This window comes from Pseudomonas sp. NFPP24, from assembly GCF_900112095.1.
Taxonomy (GTDB): domain Bacteria; phylum Pseudomonadota; class Gammaproteobacteria; order Pseudomonadales; family Pseudomonadaceae; genus Aquipseudomonas; species Aquipseudomonas extremorientalis.
Window position 1 is genome coordinate 145,233 of the sequence record NZ_FOKD01000001.1, and the last position, 20,799, is coordinate 166,031.

The 20,799-nt window shown below is 58.8% G+C and carries 14 protein-coding genes; all 14 read left to right on the forward strand.

Annotation, left to right across the window (positions count from 1 at the left end; translation table 11 throughout):
• Window positions 1–33: 33 nt before the first annotated feature.
• The gene (locus BM026_RS00700) at window positions 34–1,737 is read left to right on the forward strand and encodes a fatty acyl-AMP ligase (protein ID WP_093514250.1); all 1,704 of its coding nucleotides are present in this window, start codon (window positions 34–36) and stop codon (window positions 1,735–1,737) included.
• 33 nt (window positions 1,738–1,770) lie between these two features.
• Window positions 1,771–2,727, forward strand: a complete 957-nt coding sequence (locus tag BM026_RS00705) for an acyl-CoA desaturase (RefSeq protein WP_093514249.1) — start codon at window positions 1,771–1,773, stop codon at window positions 2,725–2,727.
• Window positions 2,717–2,971 (forward strand): acyl carrier protein, encoded by a 255-nt coding sequence (locus BM026_RS00710; protein WP_093514248.1) that lies wholly within the window; start codon window positions 2,717–2,719, stop codon window positions 2,969–2,971. Before BM026_RS00705 ends, BM026_RS00710 begins: the two co-directional genes overlap by 11 nt.
• A 20-nt stretch (window positions 2,972–2,991) precedes the next feature.
• Complete coding sequence (locus tag BM026_RS00715; protein WP_093514247.1) at window positions 2,992–3,879, forward strand: class I SAM-dependent methyltransferase; 888 nt, start codon at window positions 2,992–2,994, stop codon at window positions 3,877–3,879.
• 25 nt (window positions 3,880–3,904) lie between these two features.
• Window positions 3,905–5,998: a beta-ketoacyl synthase N-terminal-like domain-containing protein gene (locus BM026_RS00720; protein ID WP_093514246.1), complete on the forward strand. Its 2,094-nt coding sequence runs from the start codon at window positions 3,905–3,907 to the stop codon at window positions 5,996–5,998.
• A gap of 57 nt (window positions 5,999–6,055) precedes the next feature.
• Window positions 6,056–8,104 (forward strand): acyl-CoA dehydrogenase family protein, encoded by a 2,049-nt coding sequence (locus BM026_RS00725; RefSeq protein WP_093514245.1) that lies wholly within the window; start codon window positions 6,056–6,058, stop codon window positions 8,102–8,104.
• A 19-nt stretch (window positions 8,105–8,123) separates the two neighbouring features.
• A complete protein-coding gene (locus tag BM026_RS00730) occupies window positions 8,124–9,563 on the forward strand; it encodes a cytochrome P450 (protein WP_093514244.1) in 1,440 nt (479 codons plus the stop codon).
• A gap of 74 nt (window positions 9,564–9,637) precedes the next feature.
• On the forward strand, window positions 9,638–13,246 hold the full coding sequence (locus tag BM026_RS00735; RefSeq protein ID WP_093527107.1) for an alpha/beta fold hydrolase: 3,609 nt from the start codon (window positions 9,638–9,640) through the stop codon (window positions 13,244–13,246).
• Between the two features lie 27 nt (window positions 13,247–13,273).
• On the forward strand, window positions 13,274–14,242 hold the full coding sequence (locus tag BM026_RS00740; RefSeq protein WP_158243782.1) for an acyl-CoA desaturase: 969 nt from the start codon (window positions 13,274–13,276) through the stop codon (window positions 14,240–14,242).
• Window positions 14,243–14,277: 35 nt separating this feature from the next.
• A complete protein-coding gene (gene asnB / locus BM026_RS00745) occupies window positions 14,278–16,206 on the forward strand; it encodes an asparagine synthase (glutamine-hydrolyzing) (protein ID WP_093514241.1) in 1,929 nt (642 codons plus the stop codon).
• A gap of 18 nt (window positions 16,207–16,224) precedes the next feature.
• Window positions 16,225–17,340: a M28 family peptidase gene (locus tag BM026_RS00750; RefSeq protein WP_093514240.1), complete on the forward strand. Its 1,116-nt coding sequence runs from the start codon at window positions 16,225–16,227 to the stop codon at window positions 17,338–17,340.
• Window positions 17,341–17,368: 28 nt separating this feature from the next.
• Window positions 17,369–17,998 (forward strand): adenylyl-sulfate kinase, encoded by a 630-nt coding sequence (cysC, locus tag BM026_RS00755; protein WP_093514239.1) that lies wholly within the window; start codon window positions 17,369–17,371, stop codon window positions 17,996–17,998.
• 131 nt (window positions 17,999–18,129) lie between these two features.
• Window positions 18,130–18,897: a DeoR/GlpR family DNA-binding transcription regulator gene (locus BM026_RS00760; RefSeq protein WP_058424356.1), complete on the forward strand. Its 768-nt coding sequence runs from the start codon at window positions 18,130–18,132 to the stop codon at window positions 18,895–18,897.
• Window positions 18,898–18,907: 10 nt separating this feature from the next.
• The gene (gene glmS / locus BM026_RS00765) at window positions 18,908–20,740 is read left to right on the forward strand and encodes a glutamine--fructose-6-phosphate transaminase (isomerizing) (RefSeq protein WP_092241519.1); all 1,833 of its coding nucleotides are present in this window, start codon (window positions 18,908–18,910) and stop codon (window positions 20,738–20,740) included.
• The last annotated feature ends 59 nt before the right edge of the window (window positions 20,741–20,799 follow it).

The window sequence follows — 20,799 nt, forward strand, 5'->3', positions numbered from 1 at the left end:
AACGTCTTAGTCGTATATCACGGATGAGAAATTATGAGTTCCACAAATTATGGGCGTGTCGACGACGCTGGATTTTCATGCCTGGTCACTATGTTCAAGGCACATGTGCTCGCGCATCCTGATAAAGCCGCTTTTGTATTTATTACTCGCGCACAGGAGCAAACGCTCTCGTTTGCCGAGTTGGACAAGTGTGCAAGCAATATCGCCAGTACTCTGCTCGCCCATAATCTTGCCGGGCAAAACGTGCTGTTGGTCTTCACGCCAGGCTTGGAGTTCATCAAGGCGTTTTTGGGTTGCCTTTACGCCAATGTCATCCCGGTACCCGTCAATACCCCGACCCAGACATCGTCTGTGGACCGTTTCGAGAAAATTGTGCAGGACGCTGCTATCGGCAGGGTGCTGACAACAGCCGACCTGTACGCACGATACAAGATTCAAGACTGGGACATCCCTGCGTTGCTGGTGGATGAAGTGCCGATCGCCGAGCCCGATTTTCAGCCTGACGACTCGCAGCCTGGTGATGTGGCCTTTATTCAATACACCTCGGGTTCGACGGGCGATCCAAAGGGTGCAGTGATCACCCACGGCAATTTGATCAGCAATCTGGAGATGATCAAGAGCGGCTTCGGCAATGATGAGCACATTGTCGGGGTCAACTGGCTGCCACTGTTCCACGACATGGGGCTGGTGGGCAATGTTCTGCAACCCATTTGGCTGGGCATCACCTGCATTCATATGTCGCCGCTGGAGTTTGTGCAGAAGCCGGTTCGTTGGCTGCGGGCGATCAGTGATTACAAAGGCACCACCTCAGGGGGGCCGACATTTGGCTATGCCCATTGCCTGGCTCGAATCAAGGAGGAGGACTGCGCAGGCCTTGACTTGAGCTCCTGGCGGCTGGCCTATTGCGGCGCCGAGCCGGTGAACGCGCAGGTACTGGATGCCTTCGCGCAGCGATTCGCGCCATTTGGTTTCAACGCCAGCAGTTTCTACCCCTGTTATGGAATGGCTGAAACCACCCTTATCGTCACTGGCCCGACGGCGGGCAGCGGTATGCGCAAGCTGAGCGTAGACCGGCAAGCGCTGGCGGACGGGCAGGTACTACCGGGCGTTGAGGGCTCACCTTCGGACATTTACGTCAGTAATGGCAAAGCCATCAATGGTCAACGCGTGGTCATCGTCCACCCTGAAGGTGGCGGCACACTTGCCGAAAACCAGGTTGGGGAAGTCTGGGTTGCGGGAAGTTCAATCGCTGCGGGTTATCTGAATAACCCTTCGGCCACTGCGCAACGCTTTGCCTGTCAGCCCGAAGGAGGCAGTGCCGACTTCTATCGCACCGGCGACCTGGGTTTCCTGCGCGATGGCGAACTCTACATAACCGGGCGCTTGAAGGATGTGATCATTCTGCGAGGTCGCAACTACTACCCCCAGGATATCGAGCAAGTGGCCTATGGCGCCGTTGCGGGATTGAGGGAAGGCTGCGGTGTGGCCTTTTCAACTAATGCTGATTCTGAAGAACAATTAGTCATTGTTTACGAAGTTGAAAAGAGTCACATCAACACACTGGATAAAGCCTCGGTAACAACATGCATTCGACAAGCGGTGATTAACCATTTTGGTGTTTCGCCCCATCGGATCATCTTGATAAAACCCAAGGGAATACCGAAAACATCCAGCGGTAAATTGCGCCGTTCCGCGCTTGCACAGTTGTTCACGCAAGGTGCGCTCGAAGCATTGTGAGGTTGATACCTGTGCCACCCCAGGAGAGTCTCCATGGAAGTTGCTGCTGCTGTTCATGACGTTAATCAGGAGTCGTTGAAGGGCGTGACGCTGTCCAGCCCTCAACTCAAGAAATTTCAGCTGATACATGCTTTGGTGTTATTGCTATTGCCCGCCGTGGGCACGGGTGTGGCCATCGTGTTGTATTTCATCCATGGCGTTTCACCCGTCAATATCGGAGTGTTTGCACTTTTTTATCTTCTGACGATGCTGGGCGGGTCGGTTGGCTACCACCGGTTATTCGCTCACCGGGCGTTCAGATGCGGGCGCGGGGTAAAAGTCCTGCTGGCTGTATTGGGCAGCATGACGGCCCAAGGCTCGCCGATTTACTGGGTCAGCAACCATCGCCGCCACCATGAGTACAGTGATCGCAACGGTGATCCGCATTCGCCATACGCCGTTGAGCGGCCCGGCGTGCTGGATAAGCTCAAGGGCCTATGGTTCTCCCAGGTCACCTGGACTTTCCAGCATGAACTGACCAACTCCACCCGATATGCCAAAGACTTGCTGCGCGATCGAGATATTTGCCTGGTGTCGGCGCGTTATTTTTATTGGGTTGCTCTTGGCTTGATCCTGCCGGCCATTATCGGTGGGCTATATACCTGGAGCTTATATGGGGCGCTGGAGGGGTTCTTGTGGGGTGGACTGGTGCGGATATTTCTAAGTTATCACGCCACCAGCAGTATCAATTCCTTATCGCACATGATCGGTAGCCGTCGGCATGAAACGCGGGACCGCAGCACGAATATTTGGTGGATGGGCATTATTACCGTGGGGGAATCTTTCCATAACAACCATCACGCGTTTCCTGCCTCCGCGCGCTTTGCACATGACTGGAAAGATATCGATATCGGTTATTACGCAATCAAGTTCTTGGAAGTGTGCAGGTTGGCCTGGGATATACGAACCCCATCTAAAAAAGTATCTACTGGAGGTTGTGATGAAAAATGATGTAGCGAAATTACAAGAGTGGCTGATCAATTATATCGCCGATCTCACGGGCGTCGAAAAAACAGCCATCAGCGAACAGTCGCAGTTCAGCGCTTTGGGGCTCGACTCTGCGGCGGTCATTGGTATGACGGGTGACTTATCGGACTGGTTGGGAAAAGAGATCGATCCGACCATTGTGTATGAATACCCGACCATCGAAGGCCTTGCGCAACACGCCATGGACGCTGAAGAAATTCTGGTTTGACCTCACAAAAGGATTTGTAAATGACACAGTCTTCTTCTGCGGCAATTGGCGCATCGATGGAAGCGATCCAATCGCACTACGATTTGAGCAATGACTTCTATCATCTGTGGCTCGATCCCGTGACCAAGTGTTACTCGGCAGCCCTGTGGGAGCCGGGAGATACATTCGTAGAGGCGCAGCTGCGCAAACTCGATTACCACATCGAACAATCTGGCTCGCGCAACGGCGCCAATGTGTTGGATATCGGTTGTGGTTGGGGCGGTACCCTCAAGCGTCTGGTTCAGAGTTATGGGGTTGACCGGGCGGTGGGGTTGACCTTGAGTGATGCGCAGAAAAATTACGTCGAGCAGCTCGACCTTCCAGGTGTCGACGTGCGCCTCGAGAACTGGCAGGACCACGTGCCCGCGGCCAAGTACAGCGCGATCATCTCCATCGGCGCGTTTGAGCACTTCGCCAACCTTGAACAGACCGCCGAAGAGAAAATCCTCGGTTACCGCCAGTTCTTCAAACGTTGTCACGGCTGGCTGGAAGACGGTGGCAAAGTGTCCCTGCAAACCATCACCTATGAAAACGCTACACGTGAAGATTTCAGTCCCTTTTTTGCCAAGGAGATTTTCCCGGAGTCCGATCTGCCGCGCCTGTACGAAATTGCTCAGGCCTGCGACGGGATGTTCGAAATACAGTGTGTACGCAATGACCGGGAACACTACTACCTGACTCAGAAGGCCTGGTGGCAGGGGCTCAAGAACAATAAGGAGGCGATCTGCACCACCTACGGCGTAGATATTTTCCAACGCTATAACACGTACCTGCAGATGTGCATGGTGGGGTTCAAATCCGGAACGATGGGACTGGCGCGCTTGACCCTCAAGCGTATCGACCACCCTGCCGCCAGTCTCAAAGACTGAACGTACCCGTGAGGAAGGCATAGCCATGGACGTCGCTATCGTAGGCATGGGCTGCAGGTTTCCGGGAGCCAGTGGGTTGGCTTCCTTTATCGAGCTGTTACGCAGCGGAGCCCGCGCGGTCACCGATTATCCCCAGGACCGCTTTGGCCACTTGCAAGGTTCCCTTGAGGCGCTGAGCCCGGACATGCTCAAGGGCGGCTTTCTGCCGAATATCAAGCTGTTCGATTGGGGTTTTTTCAACCTGTGCAAGGAAGAAGCGGACCACCTCGACCCCCAGCAGCGCCTGCTGCTGGAGGTGTCGTGGGAGGCTTTGGAAAATGGCGGTATTGAGCCTGCGAGTCTGCGCAAGAGCCGTACAGGCGTGTTCGTCGGCGCGACCAATGCCGACTACCACAGGATGGTGTTTGCCGATCACACCCTGCTGAGCAAGTTCAGTGCCTCCGGCACCGCGTTGGGCACCGCCGCCAATCGATTGTCTTATTTCTATGACTGGATTGGTCCCAGCCAGGTGGTGGATACCGGCTGTTCTTCGTCGCTGGTCGCGCTTGACAGCGCGGTCGGCGCGCTCAAGCGCGGCGAGATCGATATGGCTGTGGTAGGCGGGGTCAATTGTATTTTGCACCCCAACAACACCTTGGCCCACTTCCACGCCGGCATTCTTTCTGCCGATGGCGCCTGCCACTCCTTTGACGATGCAGCCAATGGGTATGTGCGCTCGGAGGGTTGCGGCGTGGTGATCCTGCAGCGCCAACCGGATGCGGTGGCCGCCCGGCGCAAAATCTGGGCGCTGATCAGCGCGACTGCGGTCAATCATGATGGTGCCAGCAATGGCTTTACCGCCCCCAACGCCCAAGCGCAAAAACGTTTGATCCAGGAGGCGTTCGCCGCCAGCGACCATGCTGTCGCCGATCTTTGCTACGTCGAGACTCACACCACAGGCACGCTGATGGGAGACGCGGTCGAGCTCAAGGTCCTGAACGATATTGTGCGTCTGGGTGCGCCGAACGATTCGGTGAAGATCGGTTCGGTCAAAACCAATATCGGTCATCTGGAGTCGGCGTCGGGCATGGCGTCGTTGATTAAAGTGGCGTGCATGGCCTATTACCGGGAGTTTTATCCAACCTGTGGCTACACCACGCCCAACCGTTTTTATAAATATGAGGCGGGGCAGCTCAGGGTCAGCATGGCGCATGAGCCGGCCCCCTCGATCGCGCATAAATGCCTGGGGGTCAGCACGTTCAGCTTTGGCGGCACCAACGCGTTCGCGCTGCTCAAGTCGGCTGCGCCATCAACGGCTCCCGACCTCGTCGCACAACCTGAGCACGTGTTCGTGCTGTCGGCTAGATCTTCCCAGGCCCTTGTTGCCCAACTCAAGAAGCTGCTTGAGTGTTTGCCTGGGTACCTGGACGAGGATTTACCGCAGCTGTGCAGGGAGCTGCTGTGCCGCGAGAAGTTCAGGTTTCGCGTGGCGATGGTGGCTTACTCGGTGGGTGAATTGGCCGAGAAGATCCGGACCATCGCCGCTCTGCCCGCGGTCTTTATCGTTGAAAGCCAAAAGCGCAAACCCTTGGCGCTGTGCGTGAGATTCACTGCCTTGGCGCGGCCGGACAGGTCGCGCAATTCGCCCGTGCCCCAAGCATTCGAGGCGCTTGTGGGGACCCGTCAGATCGCAGAGGTCGAGCACCCGGGCGTGCGCAACTTCCTGGCGTGCCTGAGCGCCGTTGAAAGGCTGCGGGCTTTCGGTTTGTTGGGCACCACGTTTCATTACGAGGGGCTGGGGCGGCTAGTGTCGGCCTACTGCGAACAAAAAGCCACCCCGCGCCAACTCATGCAGGTTCTCACTAACCAAGGGCTGTTGGCGAATTATCAACAACCTGGCCCCACGCCTGCCGAAGCACCCCTGTTGTACATCGGCGAACCGCTCGATGGCGGCGCCCGGTCGGTTTACACGCTGGCCGACGACTCGATTTTTTCTACCGTAGATTTGCCCGTGCTGATCCAACAGTTATTCCTGCGTGGCTATGCGCTGGATAGCTCTGGGGTCGACACGCAGGGCTGCGACATATGGCCGTTAGCGCCTTCGTATCAATTTGACCACTCGCTGTGCTGGTACACGTGAACCCGTGCCCGGCGCGGTTGCACCCGTAAACAACTCTCTTTTTTGGCAGGGAATGTCATGACCATCGATCAATTGGAAAGTCACCAGAAGGCTGAGGAATTGATCAGCTGGATTCGTCAATACGCAACCACCCGGATCAACTCCAGGGTGATGGATGAGCGCCGCACTATCGCGCCGCACATCATCCTGGACCTGGGCAACAAAGGCATCCTGGGAATGCAGGTGCCCAAGCGCTACGGTGGCCTGGAGCTGTCCACGGTTGATCTGATGCGCGTGATTCAACAGCTGACCGCTATTGATATGACGTTGGGTACCTTCGTCGGGCTCAATAACTGGCTGGGCATCTGGCCGATCCAGATGTACGCCAGTGAAGAGGTAAAACTTGAGTTGCTGCCTCGTCTGGCGTGGGGCCGTGAGCTGGCTGCGTTTGCCTTCACTGAACCTGGCGCCGGCTCGGATGCTCGCTCGATCAGGACCTTCGCCGTACCGGTCGGCTCGCAGCGGCAGGCGATCAGTGGGGAGAAATCGTGGATCGGTTCCGGCGCCTGGGCGGGTGTGACCACGGTGTTTGTCCAGCAGTTAGATGACCAGCAGCGGCCGAGCGGCATTAGTGGCTACGTACTCAAGGCCGATACGGCAGGTGTGAGCCAGGGGCCCGAAGCCTTGACCATGGGCATGCGCGCCATGATTCAGAACACGGTGAAGTTCGATGCCGCACAGGTCGAGGAAAAGTACCTGCTGGGCAGCAAAAACGTCGGGATGGATATTGCCCAGGACATCATGATGCATGCCCGCCTGGGCATTGCCGGTCTGAGCCTGGGGGGCATGAAGCGCTGTGCGCAGTTGATGTTGCGTTATGCCCGGCGGCGTAGGATTTCCACCGGGTTGCTGCTGGACAACCCGGTGACACAGGCACACCTGAGCGATGTTTCTGCGGCCATTACGGCCGTGGATACCCTGGTGTTCAGTGTCGGGCGCTTCATGGACCAGGGAGTGACCATTCCGTCGGAGGTGTTCACCGCCTGTAAATCCAGTGCGCCGGAGCTGTTTGGCGAGGCGGCGGATCACTTGACCCAATTGCTCGGTGCCCGCGGCTATATCGAAACCAATGGCGCGCCCCAGCTGCTCCGGGACGCCAGGATTCTGCGGGTGTTCGAAGGCCCCACGGAAACCATGAACATGTACCTGGGCGGTCGAATCCTCAAGGGCGGCGCGGATTTTTTCGCCTTTTTGGACACCACCTTGCTGGCGCCGCATATCAGCCAGGCGATTGCCCAGACGGCCCGCCAGATCCAGGAGCGGGCCGGCAGCCATGCCTTTGTGCAGGGCGATGCGCTCCTGACGAAAAAGTGGGTGCAGTACAAAGTGGGTGAAGTGTCGACCTTTGGCGTACTGCAGGGGTTTTTGCACCTCGCCATGCAAAGCAGTGCACAGCCGCGCTTCAAGCGCGCGTACGACTGGGCCAGCGCACGTTTCGAGCAACTCAAACAGGCGGCCCTGTACGGTGCGCCGTGTGAAGTGGCGCTTACCGGGATTGACGCGGTATGCAACGAAATCGATGACTTGATGGCCGATATCGCCGATATCGAGCAACAGTTGCCGGCAGACAACCAAATGCTCGATGCCTACCTGCAAAAGGAGGCAGTCGAGGAAACGTCTGCCCAGGTTGCAGCGCTGACGCCTCAGGCCGAGCCGGCACCCGCCCGGGTATCTGTGGCTGTCGGCCAGGGGCCTTCACCTGTCGAGTTGCAACAGTGGATCAAAGCCTGGGTGGCGCGCTGCATCGCGGTGGCACCGCAACAGATCGACGGTAACGAGCCCTTCACCAGCTTTGGCCTGGACTCCACCGACGCCGTGGAAATCGTCCACGACCTCGAACAGTTCCTGGACCTTGAGTTGGACGCCACGCTGTTGTGGAACTACCCCAGCATCGACGAGCTGGCGGCTTACCTGGTCTGTGAACTGGCAGGCCGCAACAGCGTTGGCCCGCCGGTGGACAAACCCCTGGACACGCCAACGGCAGAAACCTCAACGTCCCATGCCGCGATTGACGCGATGACCGACGAGCAGGTGATGGATCTGTTGATGAAAGAAATTTCCGCCTGATAGCCACGAGGGAATACCCATGAACCTGCCTGTTCAGCAAGCCGAAGATTTTACCCTGTCACAGCTACCCACCGATGCACGAACCATGGGCCTTGGTAAAGACCTGCCCGGCCCCGCGGGGGTTCTGGGGACGGTGAACAAGTTGCGCCGCAACGCTCTGGCGGCACTGGTGGAATTCAACGAGACCTATGGTGATATCTGCCGGATCAAATTCGGCCTCAAAGAACAGGCCGTGATCATTTCCCATCCCGATGATATCCGCACTGTGTTGAGTGACCGGTATGGTCACTTTCAGAAAAACGGTAACCGCAATTTCAAGGAAATCGACCGGTTTTTTACCAATAGCCTGTTTACCAGCGACGGTGAGTTCAACAAGCGTCAGCGCAAGTTGCTCAAGCCAACCTTCAACCCGATGCTGACCGATCAGTTTGCTGCGCCGATGGTGAACGCGGCCAAAGAGATGATGGATCGCTGGGATGCTCAGAAGCTCACCCGGGTCAATCTCAAGGAAGAAGTGCTGGCGCTCACACGGCGCAATATTTGCGAAAACGTCCTCGGCGTCGACGAGCATTTTCATCAGGCAGCCCAGACCCTGCGTGAGTCGTTTGAAGTGGCCAACATCCTGACGATGGAGCGGGCACGCCAAGTGCTGCCTTTGCCTCTATGGGTGCCGACCCCGCAAAACGTGCGCTTTATCAAGGCCAAGAAGAAGATGCTGGCCCTCATCGAGAAGGTGATCGAGCACCACACCACGACACCTACGCCCACCCGCTCGATGGTGCAGATGTTCATGCAGGCCAGGTACGCCGATAACAACCAGCCTATGGAGCACGAGCAACTGCTGAGCGAGTGCATGACCCTGTGTTTCGGGGCCTACGAAACCAGTGCCAACACCTTCACCTATGCCTTCCATTTTTTGTCCAGATACCCCGATATCAGAGCACGGCTGGAGCACGATATCGACACCCTGCTGGAAGGCCGCTTGCCTGCCGTTTCGGATGTCGGGCGCTTGGGTTATGCCCGCAAAATCCTCAACGAAACCATGCGTCACTACACGCCTGGCTCCATGTTGATCCGCTGTGCCAAGCAGCAGACCGAACTGGCCGGCTACACGATTGCGGCCAACACCATGATCGTGCTGAACATCTATTCCATGCACCGCCATCGTGATTACTGGGATAACCCGCTGGCCTTCGATCCCTCTCGGTTCGACCTCGAACGCCTGAGCGAGGAAAAGAAACATGCATTCATTCCCTTCGGCGGCGGAGGGCGATCCTGCATCGGCATGGGCATGGCCATGATGGACGGCATCTTGCTGCTAGCGACGGTGATGCAGCGCTATCGAATCAACAACGCCATCGACTACGCGGACAGTGCCGCACCCAGTTTGCGCAGAATCGTGATGGGCCCGGAAGGCCAGATACCGGTGCTGCTGGAGCGGCGCCAGCCTTGCATTTGAACGCCAGCTGGCGCGTGTCATCACGCAGGCCCGGGCGGGTCGCGCGTAATCAGGGTCATGGTCGGGAATAGGGAATGAGTGTGGATAGTTCGTTGTTGACGCAACTGGAAGGGTTTACCCGGCAACAGCTGATGGCAGTGGTCGCACGGCTGCATGATGATTACGCGGTGGATGCGGACTTTACTCCGCGCAGCCATCACCAGGGCGTCAGTGCGTATGACGTGTGCTGGCGTTCCGCCGAGCTGCAGGATTACCTGCAAGCGGCCCCCCGCGTCGCACCCCGCACTGTCCTGGCCTGGACAGCCGACCCTTACCTGCTTGAGCGGTTACGCTGTGGCACCATGCACGAGCGCAGTACGAGCGGCCCATCCACTGCGACGCTGAGTGCTCGCCTGGCTGAGCTGGCCCGGCAGGACCCGCTGACACTGGTGGTTGATGTCGCGACACTGTGGGCCACTGATGACTCGCCGTCCCATGATGATTTTGCACGGCTGGCGACGTTGCTGAGCGAGCTGCGCGATGTTCTGAACAGGATTGAGTCGGATGATTTGAACCTGCTTTTCCTGACCCACGGCGCGATAAGTACCGGCGACCAAAGCCCGGGCTGGTTGCCACTGCCGGCGATCTTCCATGGCTTGGGTAAAGCGCTGAACCTGGAGCTGGACCTTGCCACGGTCACCACCGTAGACCAGGGAGCCGACCGCCAGCAAAGCCTGGCACACCTCCTGGCGGTGGCGTCGGGCAGCGAGCGTCAGGTCAAACTGGTTGAGGACCGCGTCTACTTTCCCGCGCTCGCGTTGCGCCCCGCACCCGACGTGGAGGCCAAGTCGCGCCCATGGGGTAATTGTCTGGTGGTGGGTGGTATGGGGGCGCTGGGGCGAGAGCTGGTGCATTTTTTGCGCAGCCAGGGTGCGGGCAAGATCGTGGCGGTGGGACGAACCGCTCATTCACGCATTGCCGTGCGGCAAGCGCTGGGGGAGGAGGTCATCTACAGCGTCGTCGATATTACCCGTCCGCTGGCCCTCGCTGACCTCAAAGCCACCCTGGCTGCTCAGGACATCAGCATCGACAGCGTTTTTCACCTGGCCGGCAGCCTGCATGAGGGTTTGTTCGTCGACAGTGATACCCAGCAAGACATCGAGGTGCTTCAGGGCAAGTTGATGGGCGCGATCAACTTGTTGGAGTTTTTCGACGCGCCCGATATTCGTCATTGTTTTTTTTCGTCCATCGCTTCGGTGATCGGTACGCGTGGGGCGGGCATGTATAGCGCTGCCAACGAGTTTCTGGATCAGTTGGCCCGTGGGCGCCAAGCTGAGGTGTTCTGCATCAATTGGGGGCCGATGCTCAATGTCGGCATGGCCACCCGTCACGGACAGGATGCCGCGGGTATTTGGGCATCTCTTGGCGTTCAGCCATTGGTGCCCGAGCAGGCCCTGCAAGCGTTGCGCGGCCTGAATGGCGGCCCGCGACAGCAACTGATCGCCGAGGTCGATTGGGTCACCATCCAACGTCTGGTGGGTCACAAGCTGGGCAGCCGGTTGCTGGCGGACCTGGTAGCGCAAGCACCCGCGCAAAGTGCCGGCCCTCAATCCAGGCTGCTCAAACACCTGGCAGGTCTGAAGGATCGCGAGGCGGCGATCAGTTGCCTGGAACAGTACCTCAGCGAACTGTTCCAGCGTTTTTCCGACAGCCGCGATGCGCCATTGACGCTCGACAGCAATATCAGCGAATGGAACCTAGACTCACTGGTACTGATGGAGCTGTTGAGTCAGGTCAAACGCGACCTGGATTTCATCATTTATCCCCGTGAGATTTTCACCCACAACAGCATTCGCCTGTTTTCCCGCTACCTGTATGAGCAGCTGTTCAGTACCGACGCTCCAGGTGCAACCGTGGATGACGACGAGTCGCTTGCCGGTGCGCAGGCTTTCCCCGCTGAGCTGCCGGTCATTGATGCCGACATCAAGGTCAGGGAAGGCGTTGTGTTCCTGCTGTCCAGCCCACGCTCGGGTTCCACCTTGCTACGCGCAATGGTCCAGGGCCACCCACAGATCTTTGCTCCGCCTGAATTGCATCTGTTGGCCTACGCGACCATTGGCGAATGGAAAGCCGCGTCCGAGTCCAACTATTTCGATCAGGGCTTGCAGCGCGCACTGATGGAAATTTTTTTGGAAGATGCCCAGGCCGCCAGTGAACGCATCGACCATTGGGTGCGTGAAAATACGCCGGTCAGCGAGGTGTACCAATTTTTGCTCGACCACACCCGGTGCCCGTTGCTGGTGGACAAATCGCCCAGTTACGCCTCTTCGGCGCAGGCATTGGTCAATGCTGAAAGCCAGTTCGAGCGGCCGCGTTATATTCACCTGGTGCGTCATCCCCTGCCGGTCATCGAGTCGTTTACCCGCATGCGTATGCACAAGCTGATTGGGGCCGAGGCCGAGGATGGGTTTTCCACGGCGCAGAAGATCTGGCAGAGCGGCAACCAGAATGTGCTCGATTTTTTCCAGGCGCATGTCGATCCGCAGCGGGTTATCCACATTTGTTACGAAGACCTGGTGCGCGAACCCGAGCCGGTTATCCGTCGCTTGTGTGATTTCCTCGGCGTCGATTACGACGCCGCCATGTTGAACCCCTATGCCCAGGACCGCATGAGTGACGGGGTGCACGCGACCTCCATGGCCATTGAGGACCCAAATTTCAAGACTCGTGAAGCCATCGACCCGCGATTGGCCGATGCGTGGAAAAACCAAGCGAGCCCGCGCGCGCTCAGCGCCCAGACCCAGGCGCTGGCCCGACGGCTGGGGTATGCGCCGATGCCTGCCGCGCTCGGTGTCCAGCGGCGAGAGTCGTTTGTCACCTCGTTGGCCGAACCGATGTGCGTCAGTGAGTGGGGGGCGCCGTCGTCTGCGCCTTCGATGTTGTTCCTGCATGGGCTGCTGGAACAGGGGCCCGTGTGGGATTCGCTGGTACAGCATTTGGATCTGAGCTCCCGCCGCTACGTGGCCCCCGACATTCGCGGGCACGGCCGCAGCGGTCATGGCTCGTCCGAGCAATTGGCGACGCTGCTCGACTACGTGCTGGATATGCAGGCCATTCATCAGCAATACGCAATGGCGCCCCTGCATCTGGTGGCCCATTCGTTCGGCTCGGTTATCGCGGTGGCCTACGCTTCGGCGTTCCCGCAGGCGGTCAAGAGCTTGACCCTGGTTGAGCCGGTGTTACCGGTGCAACGCTTCACGCCGCAGGTGGAGCGCTACCGCGAGCTTGTCGAGTTTCTCAAGACGCAGCACGTGCACAAACCCATGGCCGACCTTGAAGAGGCCGCCTCGCGCCTGCGCACAGTCACACCCAGCCTGTTGCCGGCCCAGGCGCTTGAATTGGCGCGACGCATTACCCGGCCTGCGCCAGAGGGCATCTGCTGGACCTGGGATGCGCGCCTGCGTTTTCGGGCGGGAATGGGGCTGGGCATCAGCAGGCTTGAGTACATCGAGCTACTGCAGGGCCTGCCTTTGGAAACCCATTTGGTCCTGGGTTCGAAAAGCCGCTCCAACCGAAAAGCCGACCTTGAGGTGTTCCACGCGGCCGTCGCGCCGCAGCGCATCCATACGCTGGAGGGCGGCCACAACCTGCATGTGGAATGCCCGGAGCAAGTGGTCGCTGTGCTTAACGGGATTCTGGAGTGAGCCATGTCCGGGACAAGGAATGACGCTATGAACGTGAATATGCCGCCACCATTGCGCCGGCCTGTGACCGAGGAGACGCCGGCCACCGCCAGTGTGCGCGTTACCCTGAGCAATCCGGTCTTAATCCGCCGCCAGCGGTTGCTGAGCCTGTTGTTCAACGGGCTGCCGTTGCTGGGCGTGTGTGCGGCCTTGTACATCGGCCTGACCCGTGGTTTCAGCTGGGTCGATGTCAGTGTGTTCGTGCTGATGTATGTGCTGAGTTTCTTCGGCATCGAAGGCGCCTACCACCGCTTCTTTGCTCATCGTGCGTTCAAGACCGGCACGGCCGGCAAGCTGATCCTGGCAATCATGGGCGCGACCGCCGCCCAGGGGCCGGTGGCATTCTGGGTCGCTAACCATCGACGCCATCACCAATACACCGATACCGAACTGGATACCCACTCGCCGTGGTTCGATCATCGTGGCGCGCTCAAGGGGTTGCGCGGGCTCTGGCATGCCCATGTTGGCTGGTCGTTCGGTGATCAGTACGTGAACGTCGCCGCGTTTGCCTCCGATATGGTGCGCGATAAAACCGTCGCGTTCGTAACGCACTATTACTTGTACTGGGTACTGCTCGGGCTGGCACTGCCGGCTGCGATCTGCGGGGCGCTGGCGGGGACTTGGCAGGGAGTGCTCAATGGCTTTGTGCTGGCGGGGCTGGCGCGCATCTGGTGCGTGCAAAACGGTGTCTACATCGTTAACTCAGTGTGCCACCGCTTCGGCTCCAGGCCCTTCGTCACTCAGGAAAAAAGCACCAACAACGCCTGGCTGGCGCTACCAACCCTCGGTGCCTCCTGGCACAACAATCACCATGCTTTCCCGGCTTCTGCCACGACCCGGGTTGAATGGTGGCAGCTGGATATAACCGGGCTGATTATTCGCCTGCTGGGTAAGGTGGGGTTGGTCTGGGATATCCGCACCACCTCGCAAAAGCTTCGCGACTCCAAAAGACCTTAGTGGGCTGTTAATACTTTTATCAGGCAGGGATTGATATGTGCGCAATTTTCGGCGTTATGACGCAAGGACCGCTCGCTCTTCAACATGTGCATCGCGCGATGGACACGATGCAGCACCGCGGGCCCGATGACCGTGGGCTCTGGAGCTCGGAGGATGGCAAGGTCGTGCTGGCCCACAACCGTCTGAGCATCGTCGACCTGGCAGGCGGACATCAGCCGCTGTTGAGCGCCGCGCACGATGTTGTTGCGGTGGTGAATGGTGAAATCTACGGCCACCGCCAATTGCGCGCGAGCCTGCAGCAAAAGGGCTATCCGTTCCAGACTCACTCAGACAGTGAAGTGCTGTTGGCGCTCTATCTGGAATACGGCTCGGCCTGCCTTGAACACCTGCGCGGCGAGTTCTCGTTCGTCATCTGGGACCGGCGCAAACAGCAGATGTTTGCCGCCCGCGACCGGTTTGGCGTAAAGCCGTTGTTCTACTACCAGGACCAGGAAAAATTCATGGTCGCCTCGGAAATCAAAGCCCTGCTGGCCATGGGCGCGCCGGCCGAGTGGGATGTAGAGAGCGTGTACGACTTCGACTCAGGCATCCTGCACAACGACCGCACATTCTTCAAAAACATCAAGCAGGTTGCACCTGGCCATTTCATTCTGGTCACCCAGGGACACCTGCGCACGGTCAGCTATTGGGACCTTGACTATTTGACGACGCAGCAACTGGAGGCCGACCGCCGTACCAGTGCCGATTATGTTGAAGAATTCCGGCAACTCTTTACCGATGCGGTGAAGGTGCGCCTGGAAGCGGATGTGCCCGTAGGTTGCTACCTCAGTGGTGGCCTGGACTCCTGCAGCATCCTGGGGATGGCCAACAGCCTCAGTGCCAGGAAGCTGGAAGCCTTCACCATCTCCTTCGATGATGACCTGTACGACGAATACGCGATGGCTGAGGAAATGGCCGCGCTGGCTGGTTCACGTTTGCATCGGGTCGATGTGACACAGCAGAACCTGGCGGACCATTTTGACCAGGCGGTCCGGCACGCCGAGTCGCTGTTCATCAACCCCCATGGGGTGGCCAAGTACATCTTGTCGAGTAAGGTGCGCGAGCAGGGGATCAAGGTGGTCCTGACCGGTGAAGGCGCCGATGAAATTCTCGCCGGCTATCCCATCTTCCGTCAGGACATGTTGACCACCAGCGCCGCGATACTGGGCCAGGATGCCGTGAATCTGAAGCTTGAGCAGTTGAAGCAGGCCAACAAAACGTCTATCGGGTTGCTGCTCTCGGAGGAGTCGGGCAGCGAACTTGCCTATATCAAAGCCATGCTGGGCTACATCCCGGCGCAACTGGCGGGCAGTATCCGGCGCTTCAAGCTGTATTCCTCGTTTTATACCCCGGCGTTCTCGCAGATGCTCAGCGGGCGCGACAGTATCGCGGCGTTTCTGGACGGGATCGATGTCAGCGCCCGGCTCAGAGGGCGCGATGCGGTGAATCAGTCTTTGTACCTGTGGTGCAAGACCTCGTTTCCCAACTACATGCTCAGCGTGCTTGGCGACCGGATGGAAATGGCCCATTCGATTGAAGGTCGCCCGCCGTTTCTTGATCACCCCCTGGCCGAGTTTTGCGCCCGGTTGCCGGTGCACCAGAAAATCCATCTTGATCGCGAAAAACATCTGTTGCGCGAGGCAGCACGGGAGTTGATCCCTCAGCGCGTCTACGACCGCCAGAAACAACCGTTCATGGCCCCAACGGTTTCCCGGCACAGCTTCGGCGCATTGCAGGAGTTTATCTGCGACACCCTTAGCAGCACCGAGGCGCAGTCATTGCCGTTCTACGACACCAAGAAGCTGCTGGCGCTGGTTACCAACCTGCCCAACCTTCCCGTCAACGTACAAGCCGGTGCCGATGCGCTGTTGGTGCAAGTGGCGAGTGCCTGCTCTATGCAAAAACAATTCGGGTTATCCCTGTAGGCATAAGGAAGTCAAAGGATGAGCCTTATCAGCGAACTGTTGAAAACCTACGATGGGATGGGCCCCCATCGAACAGGTCAGCCCCAGGACCCTCTGGTTTCCGAGTGGATGCAAGGGCTTTTAAGCGAGGCGGGGCTCGAAGTGCGCACTCAGGCATTGGCCTTTACCACCGTGCAGACCCATCAGTGCTGGCTGCTGCTGGGCGAGAATCGATTTGAGCTGATGCCGTGCCAGGATACGCAGCTGCCTGAGCATATGAATCTGGAAGGCACCATTGGCTTTTCCGAGCCCTGCGATATCCGTCTGGCTCAAGTGTCGACGATGGGCAATCAGCAATTGGCGGACCTGAAGCAATCGTCGGGCGCCGCCGCCATGATCATTTTTACCATGGGGTCGCTTGCTGGGCTGACGCCACTCAATGCCGATGAATTCAAAACGCCCTTTGCCCAGCCGGGTTTTTTTGTCTCCGGTGAACACCGCGACCTTATACGCAGCCTGCTCAAGACTCACGGCAGGGCCAGAATCGAGTCGAGCCTGTGTTTTGCCCCGGCGCAGTCGACCAACATCATCGCGACGAAGCACGGCACCCAACCGCATCTGTCGCCCATCATTGTGTTTACCCCCCGAACCGGCTGGTGGCATTGCGCTTCCGAGCGCGGTGGTGGCGTCGCCTGCCTGCTTCATATGGCACAGCGGCTGAGCGATATCGAACTGTCGCGCTCCGTTGTATTCCTGGTGACCTGCGGGCACGAACTCGGCTACTTGGGCATGCAACACGCGAGTGCCGAATGGGCGCAGGGGCCAAAGGTTCATCTGTGGCTACACCTGGGCGCCAACTTTGCCGCCGCACAGGACCCGCTGTTTTTCATGCAGGCCTCCACGACGCCACTTCAAGAACACTACCTGGAACAGCTGCAACGCGCCGAGGCAGCCCCCGACATTGTCGCGCCCACCGGTGGAGAGCCGTCCGGTGAGGGCGCATTCATCCCGCGCGGTGATGACTATCTGTCGATTCAGGGTGGGAACGGCTTTTTCCATCATATCGATGACCGTTATGAGACGGCCGTCGACAAGCAAAAATTGCACGGCATCTGTGAGGCAACCCTGGCATTCCTGATCAAGCAGGCGGCCTGAATTGGTTTTGGTGAAGAAAGGAACTCTTATGAACAATACGCGCTGGCAGGAATACCATTTGGATCAAACCGACCGCTCCACCTTGAAGGGCCACAAGCCCTGCACCGTATGGTTCACCGGTTTGAGCGGCAGCGGCAAATCGACCGTCGCAAATGCGCTGGACCAGTTGCTCAACCGTATGGGCTGCCATACCTATGTACTGGATGGCGATAACCTGCGTCAGGGGTTGAACAAGGATTTGGGGTTTTCCGCCGAAGACCGGGTGGAGAACATCCGTCGCGTCGGGGAAGTGTCCAGGTTGTTTACCGACGCGGGGCTGATCGTGCTGTGTGCGTTTATCTCGCCTTACAGCAAGGATCGCGAATTCGTGAAAAACATCCTCAATCACAATGAATATGTGGAAATTTACCTCAGCACCCCGCTTGAGGAATGCGAACGTCGCGACCCCAAGGGCTTATACAAAAAAGCCCGGGCGGGCAGCTTGCCCAATTTCACCGGCGTTCACTCGCCCTACGAAGTACCCACCCAGGCCAACCTGGAAATCGACACCAGCGGCAAGGCACCCGAGCAAATCGCAGACGATATCCTGGCTTACCTGGTGAACATTGGCATTGTCACGCCGGCACTTTCCATGGGGCGGCAGCCGGCGATTGCTTGAGTCCGCATTGACCCCTCGCCGAGCGTCGGGCCCGCTCTGCATTGCTGAAAACTCCAGCTGGCGCTTGACGACTTCGCGACAATAGGTTTTGATTGCCTTCGTTATCTTTCGAAACGAAACTTATCATCACCATGTCGAAACGAAATACACCCCAGCGGCGCCACAACATCCTGACCTTGCTCAATGAACAGGGCGAAGTCAGCGTGGACGAGTTGGCCAAGCGTTTCGAAACGTCGGAAGTTACGATTCGTAAAGATCTGGCTGCCCTGGAAAGCAACGGCCTGCTGCTGCGTCGCTACGGCGGCGCGATCACCATGCCCCAGGAACTGGTGGGCGACGCCACCCAACCCATCTCGGTGTACAAGCGCGCCATCGCCCGTGCGGCTGTGATGCGCCTGCGCGAACACGCCCGCATCATTATCGACAGCGGCAGCACTACCGCCGCGATGATCCCTGAACTGGGCCACCAGCCCGGCCTGGTGGTGATGACCAACTCCCTGCACGTGGCCAGTGCCTTGAGCGAACTGGAACACGAGCCGGTGCTGCTGATGACCGGCGGCACCTGGGACCCGCATTCGGATTCATTCCAGGGCCAGGTCGCCGAGCAAGTACTGCGTTCCTACGACTTCGACCAGCTTTTCATTGGGGCTGATGGCATCGACCTGGAGCGCGGCACCACCACCTTCAACGAATTGCTGGGCCTGAGCCGCGTCATGGCCGAGGTCGCCCGTGAAGTGGTGGTGATGGTCGAGTCCGACAAGATCGGCCGCAAGATTCCCAACCTGGAACTGCCCTGGAGCAGCGTCCATACCCTTATTACCGATGATCGCCTGCCGCTCGAGGCCCGCGACCAGATCCAAGCCCGCGGCATTACGCTGATATGCGCGGCAATCATCTAGGAGAAACACCATGTGTGGCATCGTAGGCGCAGTCGCTGAACGCAACATCACTCCCATCCTGCTCGAAGGCCTCAAGCGCCTTGAATACCGTGGCTATGACAGCGCCGGTGTGGCCGTCTTCACCAATGCCGGCAAACTTGAGCGCATGCGCCGCCCGGGCAAGGTCAGCGAGCTGGAGCAAGCGCTGCTTGGCGAGCCGCTGGTAGGCCGTCTGGGCATTGCCCACACCCGCTGGGCGACCCACGGTGCACCGTGCGAACGCAATGCCCACCCGCATTTCTCCGGCGACCTGGCCGTGGTCCACAACGGCATTATCGAAAACCACGAAGTACTGCGCGAACAACTCAAGGGCCTGGGCTACGTATTTACCTCGGACACCGACACCGAAGTCATTGCCCACCTGCTCAACCACAAGCTCAAGGACCTTGGTGACCTGACGGTTGCCCTCAAGGCCACGGTCAAGGAACTGCACGGCGCCTATGGCCTTGCCGTGGTCAGCGCCAGCCAGCCCGACCGCGTGGTTGCCGCGCGCAGTGGCAGCCCGCTGGTGATCGGCCTGGGCCTGGGCGAGAACTTCCTCGCCTCCGACCAACTGGCGCTACGCCAGGTCACCGACCGCTTCATGTACCTGGAAGAAGGTGATATTGCTGATATCCGCCGTGAAAGCGTGCAGATCTGGGACGTCAACGGTCAGTCCGTCGAGCGCGAAGCCGTGCAATACCGCGACGGTGCCGAAGCGGCCGACAAGGGCGAGTACCGCCACTTCATGCTCAAGGAAATCCACGAGCAACCCGCAGTGGTGCAACGCACCCTCGAAGGTCGCCTGAGCCAGCACCAGGTATTGGTCAATGCCTTCGGCCCACAAGCTGCCGAGCTGTTCGCCAAAGTGCGCAACGTGCAAATCGTCGCCTGCGGCACCAGCTACCACGCCGGTATGGTTGCCCGTTACTGGCTCGAAGAACTGGCCGGCATCCCGTGCCAAGTGGAAGTTGCCAGCGAGTTCCGCTACCGCAAAGTGGTGGTGCAGCCTGACACCCTGTTCGTGACCATCTCCCAGTCCGGTGAAACCGCCGACACCCTGGCCGCGCTGCGCAATGCCAAAGAGCTGGGCTTCCTCGCCAGCCTGGCCATCTGCAACGTCAGCATCAGCTCGCTGGTGCGTGAATCCGACCTGACCCTGCTGACCCAGGCCGGTCGTGAGATCGGCGTGGCGTCCACCAAAGCCTTCACCACCCAGCTGGTTGGCCTGCTGTTGCTGACCCTGTCCCTGGGCCAGGTTCGCGGCACCCTCGCCGAAGGCGTCGAATCCACCCTGGTCGAAGAACTGCGCCGCCTGCCAACCCGCCTGGGTGAAGCCCTGGCCATGGACAGCACCGTGGAAAAAGTCGCCGAGCTGTTCGCCGACAAGAACCACACCCTGTTCCTCGGCCGTGGCGCGCAATACCCGGTGGCGATGGAAGGCTCGCTCAAGCTCAAGGAAATCTCGTACATCCACGCCGAAGCCTACCCGGCCGGTGAGCTCAAGCATGGTCCATTGGCCCTGGTGGATGACGACATGCCCGTGGTCACCGTGGCGCCGAACAACGAACTGCTGGAGAAGCTCAAGTCCAACCTGCAGGAAGTCCGCGCTCGTGGCGGCCAACTGGTGGTGTTCGCCGACGAAAAGGCCGGCATGACCAACGGTGAAGGCACCCATGTCATCAACATGCCGCACATCCACGACACCCTGTCGCCGATTCTCTACACCATCCCGCTGCAATTGCTGTCGTACTACGTGGCCGTGCTTAAAGGCACCGACGTGGACCAGCCGCGTAACCTGGCGAAGTCGGTGACGGTGGAGTAACCCGCCACACCCTGGAGGCCCGATAGGGTCTCCAGCATCAACTCGGGGAAGAGGGGAAT

What these genes read in the sequence shown, in the direction of transcription:
- BM026_RS00700 (WP_093514250.1), top strand. Translation starts at nt 34, where the DNA reads ATGAGTTCCACAAATTATGGGCGTGTCGACGACGCTGGATTTTCATGC.
- BM026_RS00705 (WP_093514249.1), top strand. Translation starts at nt 1,771, where the DNA reads ATGGAAGTTGCTGCTGCTGTTCATGACGTTAATCAGGAGTCGTTGAAG.
- BM026_RS00710 (WP_093514248.1), top strand. Translation starts at nt 2,717, where the DNA reads ATGAAAAATGATGTAGCGAAATTACAAGAGTGGCTGATCAATTATATC.
- BM026_RS00715 (WP_093514247.1), top strand. Translation starts at nt 2,992, where the DNA reads ATGACACAGTCTTCTTCTGCGGCAATTGGCGCATCGATGGAAGCGATC.
- BM026_RS00720 (WP_093514246.1), top strand. Translation starts at nt 3,905, where the DNA reads ATGGACGTCGCTATCGTAGGCATGGGCTGCAGGTTTCCGGGAGCCAGT.
- BM026_RS00725 (WP_093514245.1), top strand. Translation starts at nt 6,056, where the DNA reads ATGACCATCGATCAATTGGAAAGTCACCAGAAGGCTGAGGAATTGATC.
- BM026_RS00730 (WP_093514244.1), top strand. Translation starts at nt 8,124, where the DNA reads ATGAACCTGCCTGTTCAGCAAGCCGAAGATTTTACCCTGTCACAGCTA.
- BM026_RS00735 (WP_093527107.1), top strand. Translation starts at nt 9,638, where the DNA reads ATGAGTGTGGATAGTTCGTTGTTGACGCAACTGGAAGGGTTTACCCGG.
- BM026_RS00740 (WP_158243782.1), top strand. Translation starts at nt 13,274, where the DNA reads ATGAACGTGAATATGCCGCCACCATTGCGCCGGCCTGTGACCGAGGAG.
- asnB (WP_093514241.1), top strand. Translation starts at nt 14,278, where the DNA reads ATGTGCGCAATTTTCGGCGTTATGACGCAAGGACCGCTCGCTCTTCAA.
- BM026_RS00750 (WP_093514240.1), top strand. Translation starts at nt 16,225, where the DNA reads ATGAGCCTTATCAGCGAACTGTTGAAAACCTACGATGGGATGGGCCCC.
- cysC (WP_093514239.1), top strand. Translation starts at nt 17,369, where the DNA reads ATGAACAATACGCGCTGGCAGGAATACCATTTGGATCAAACCGACCGC.
- BM026_RS00760 (WP_058424356.1), top strand. Translation starts at nt 18,130, where the DNA reads ATGTCGAAACGAAATACACCCCAGCGGCGCCACAACATCCTGACCTTG.
- glmS (WP_092241519.1), top strand. Translation starts at nt 18,908, where the DNA reads ATGTGTGGCATCGTAGGCGCAGTCGCTGAACGCAACATCACTCCCATC.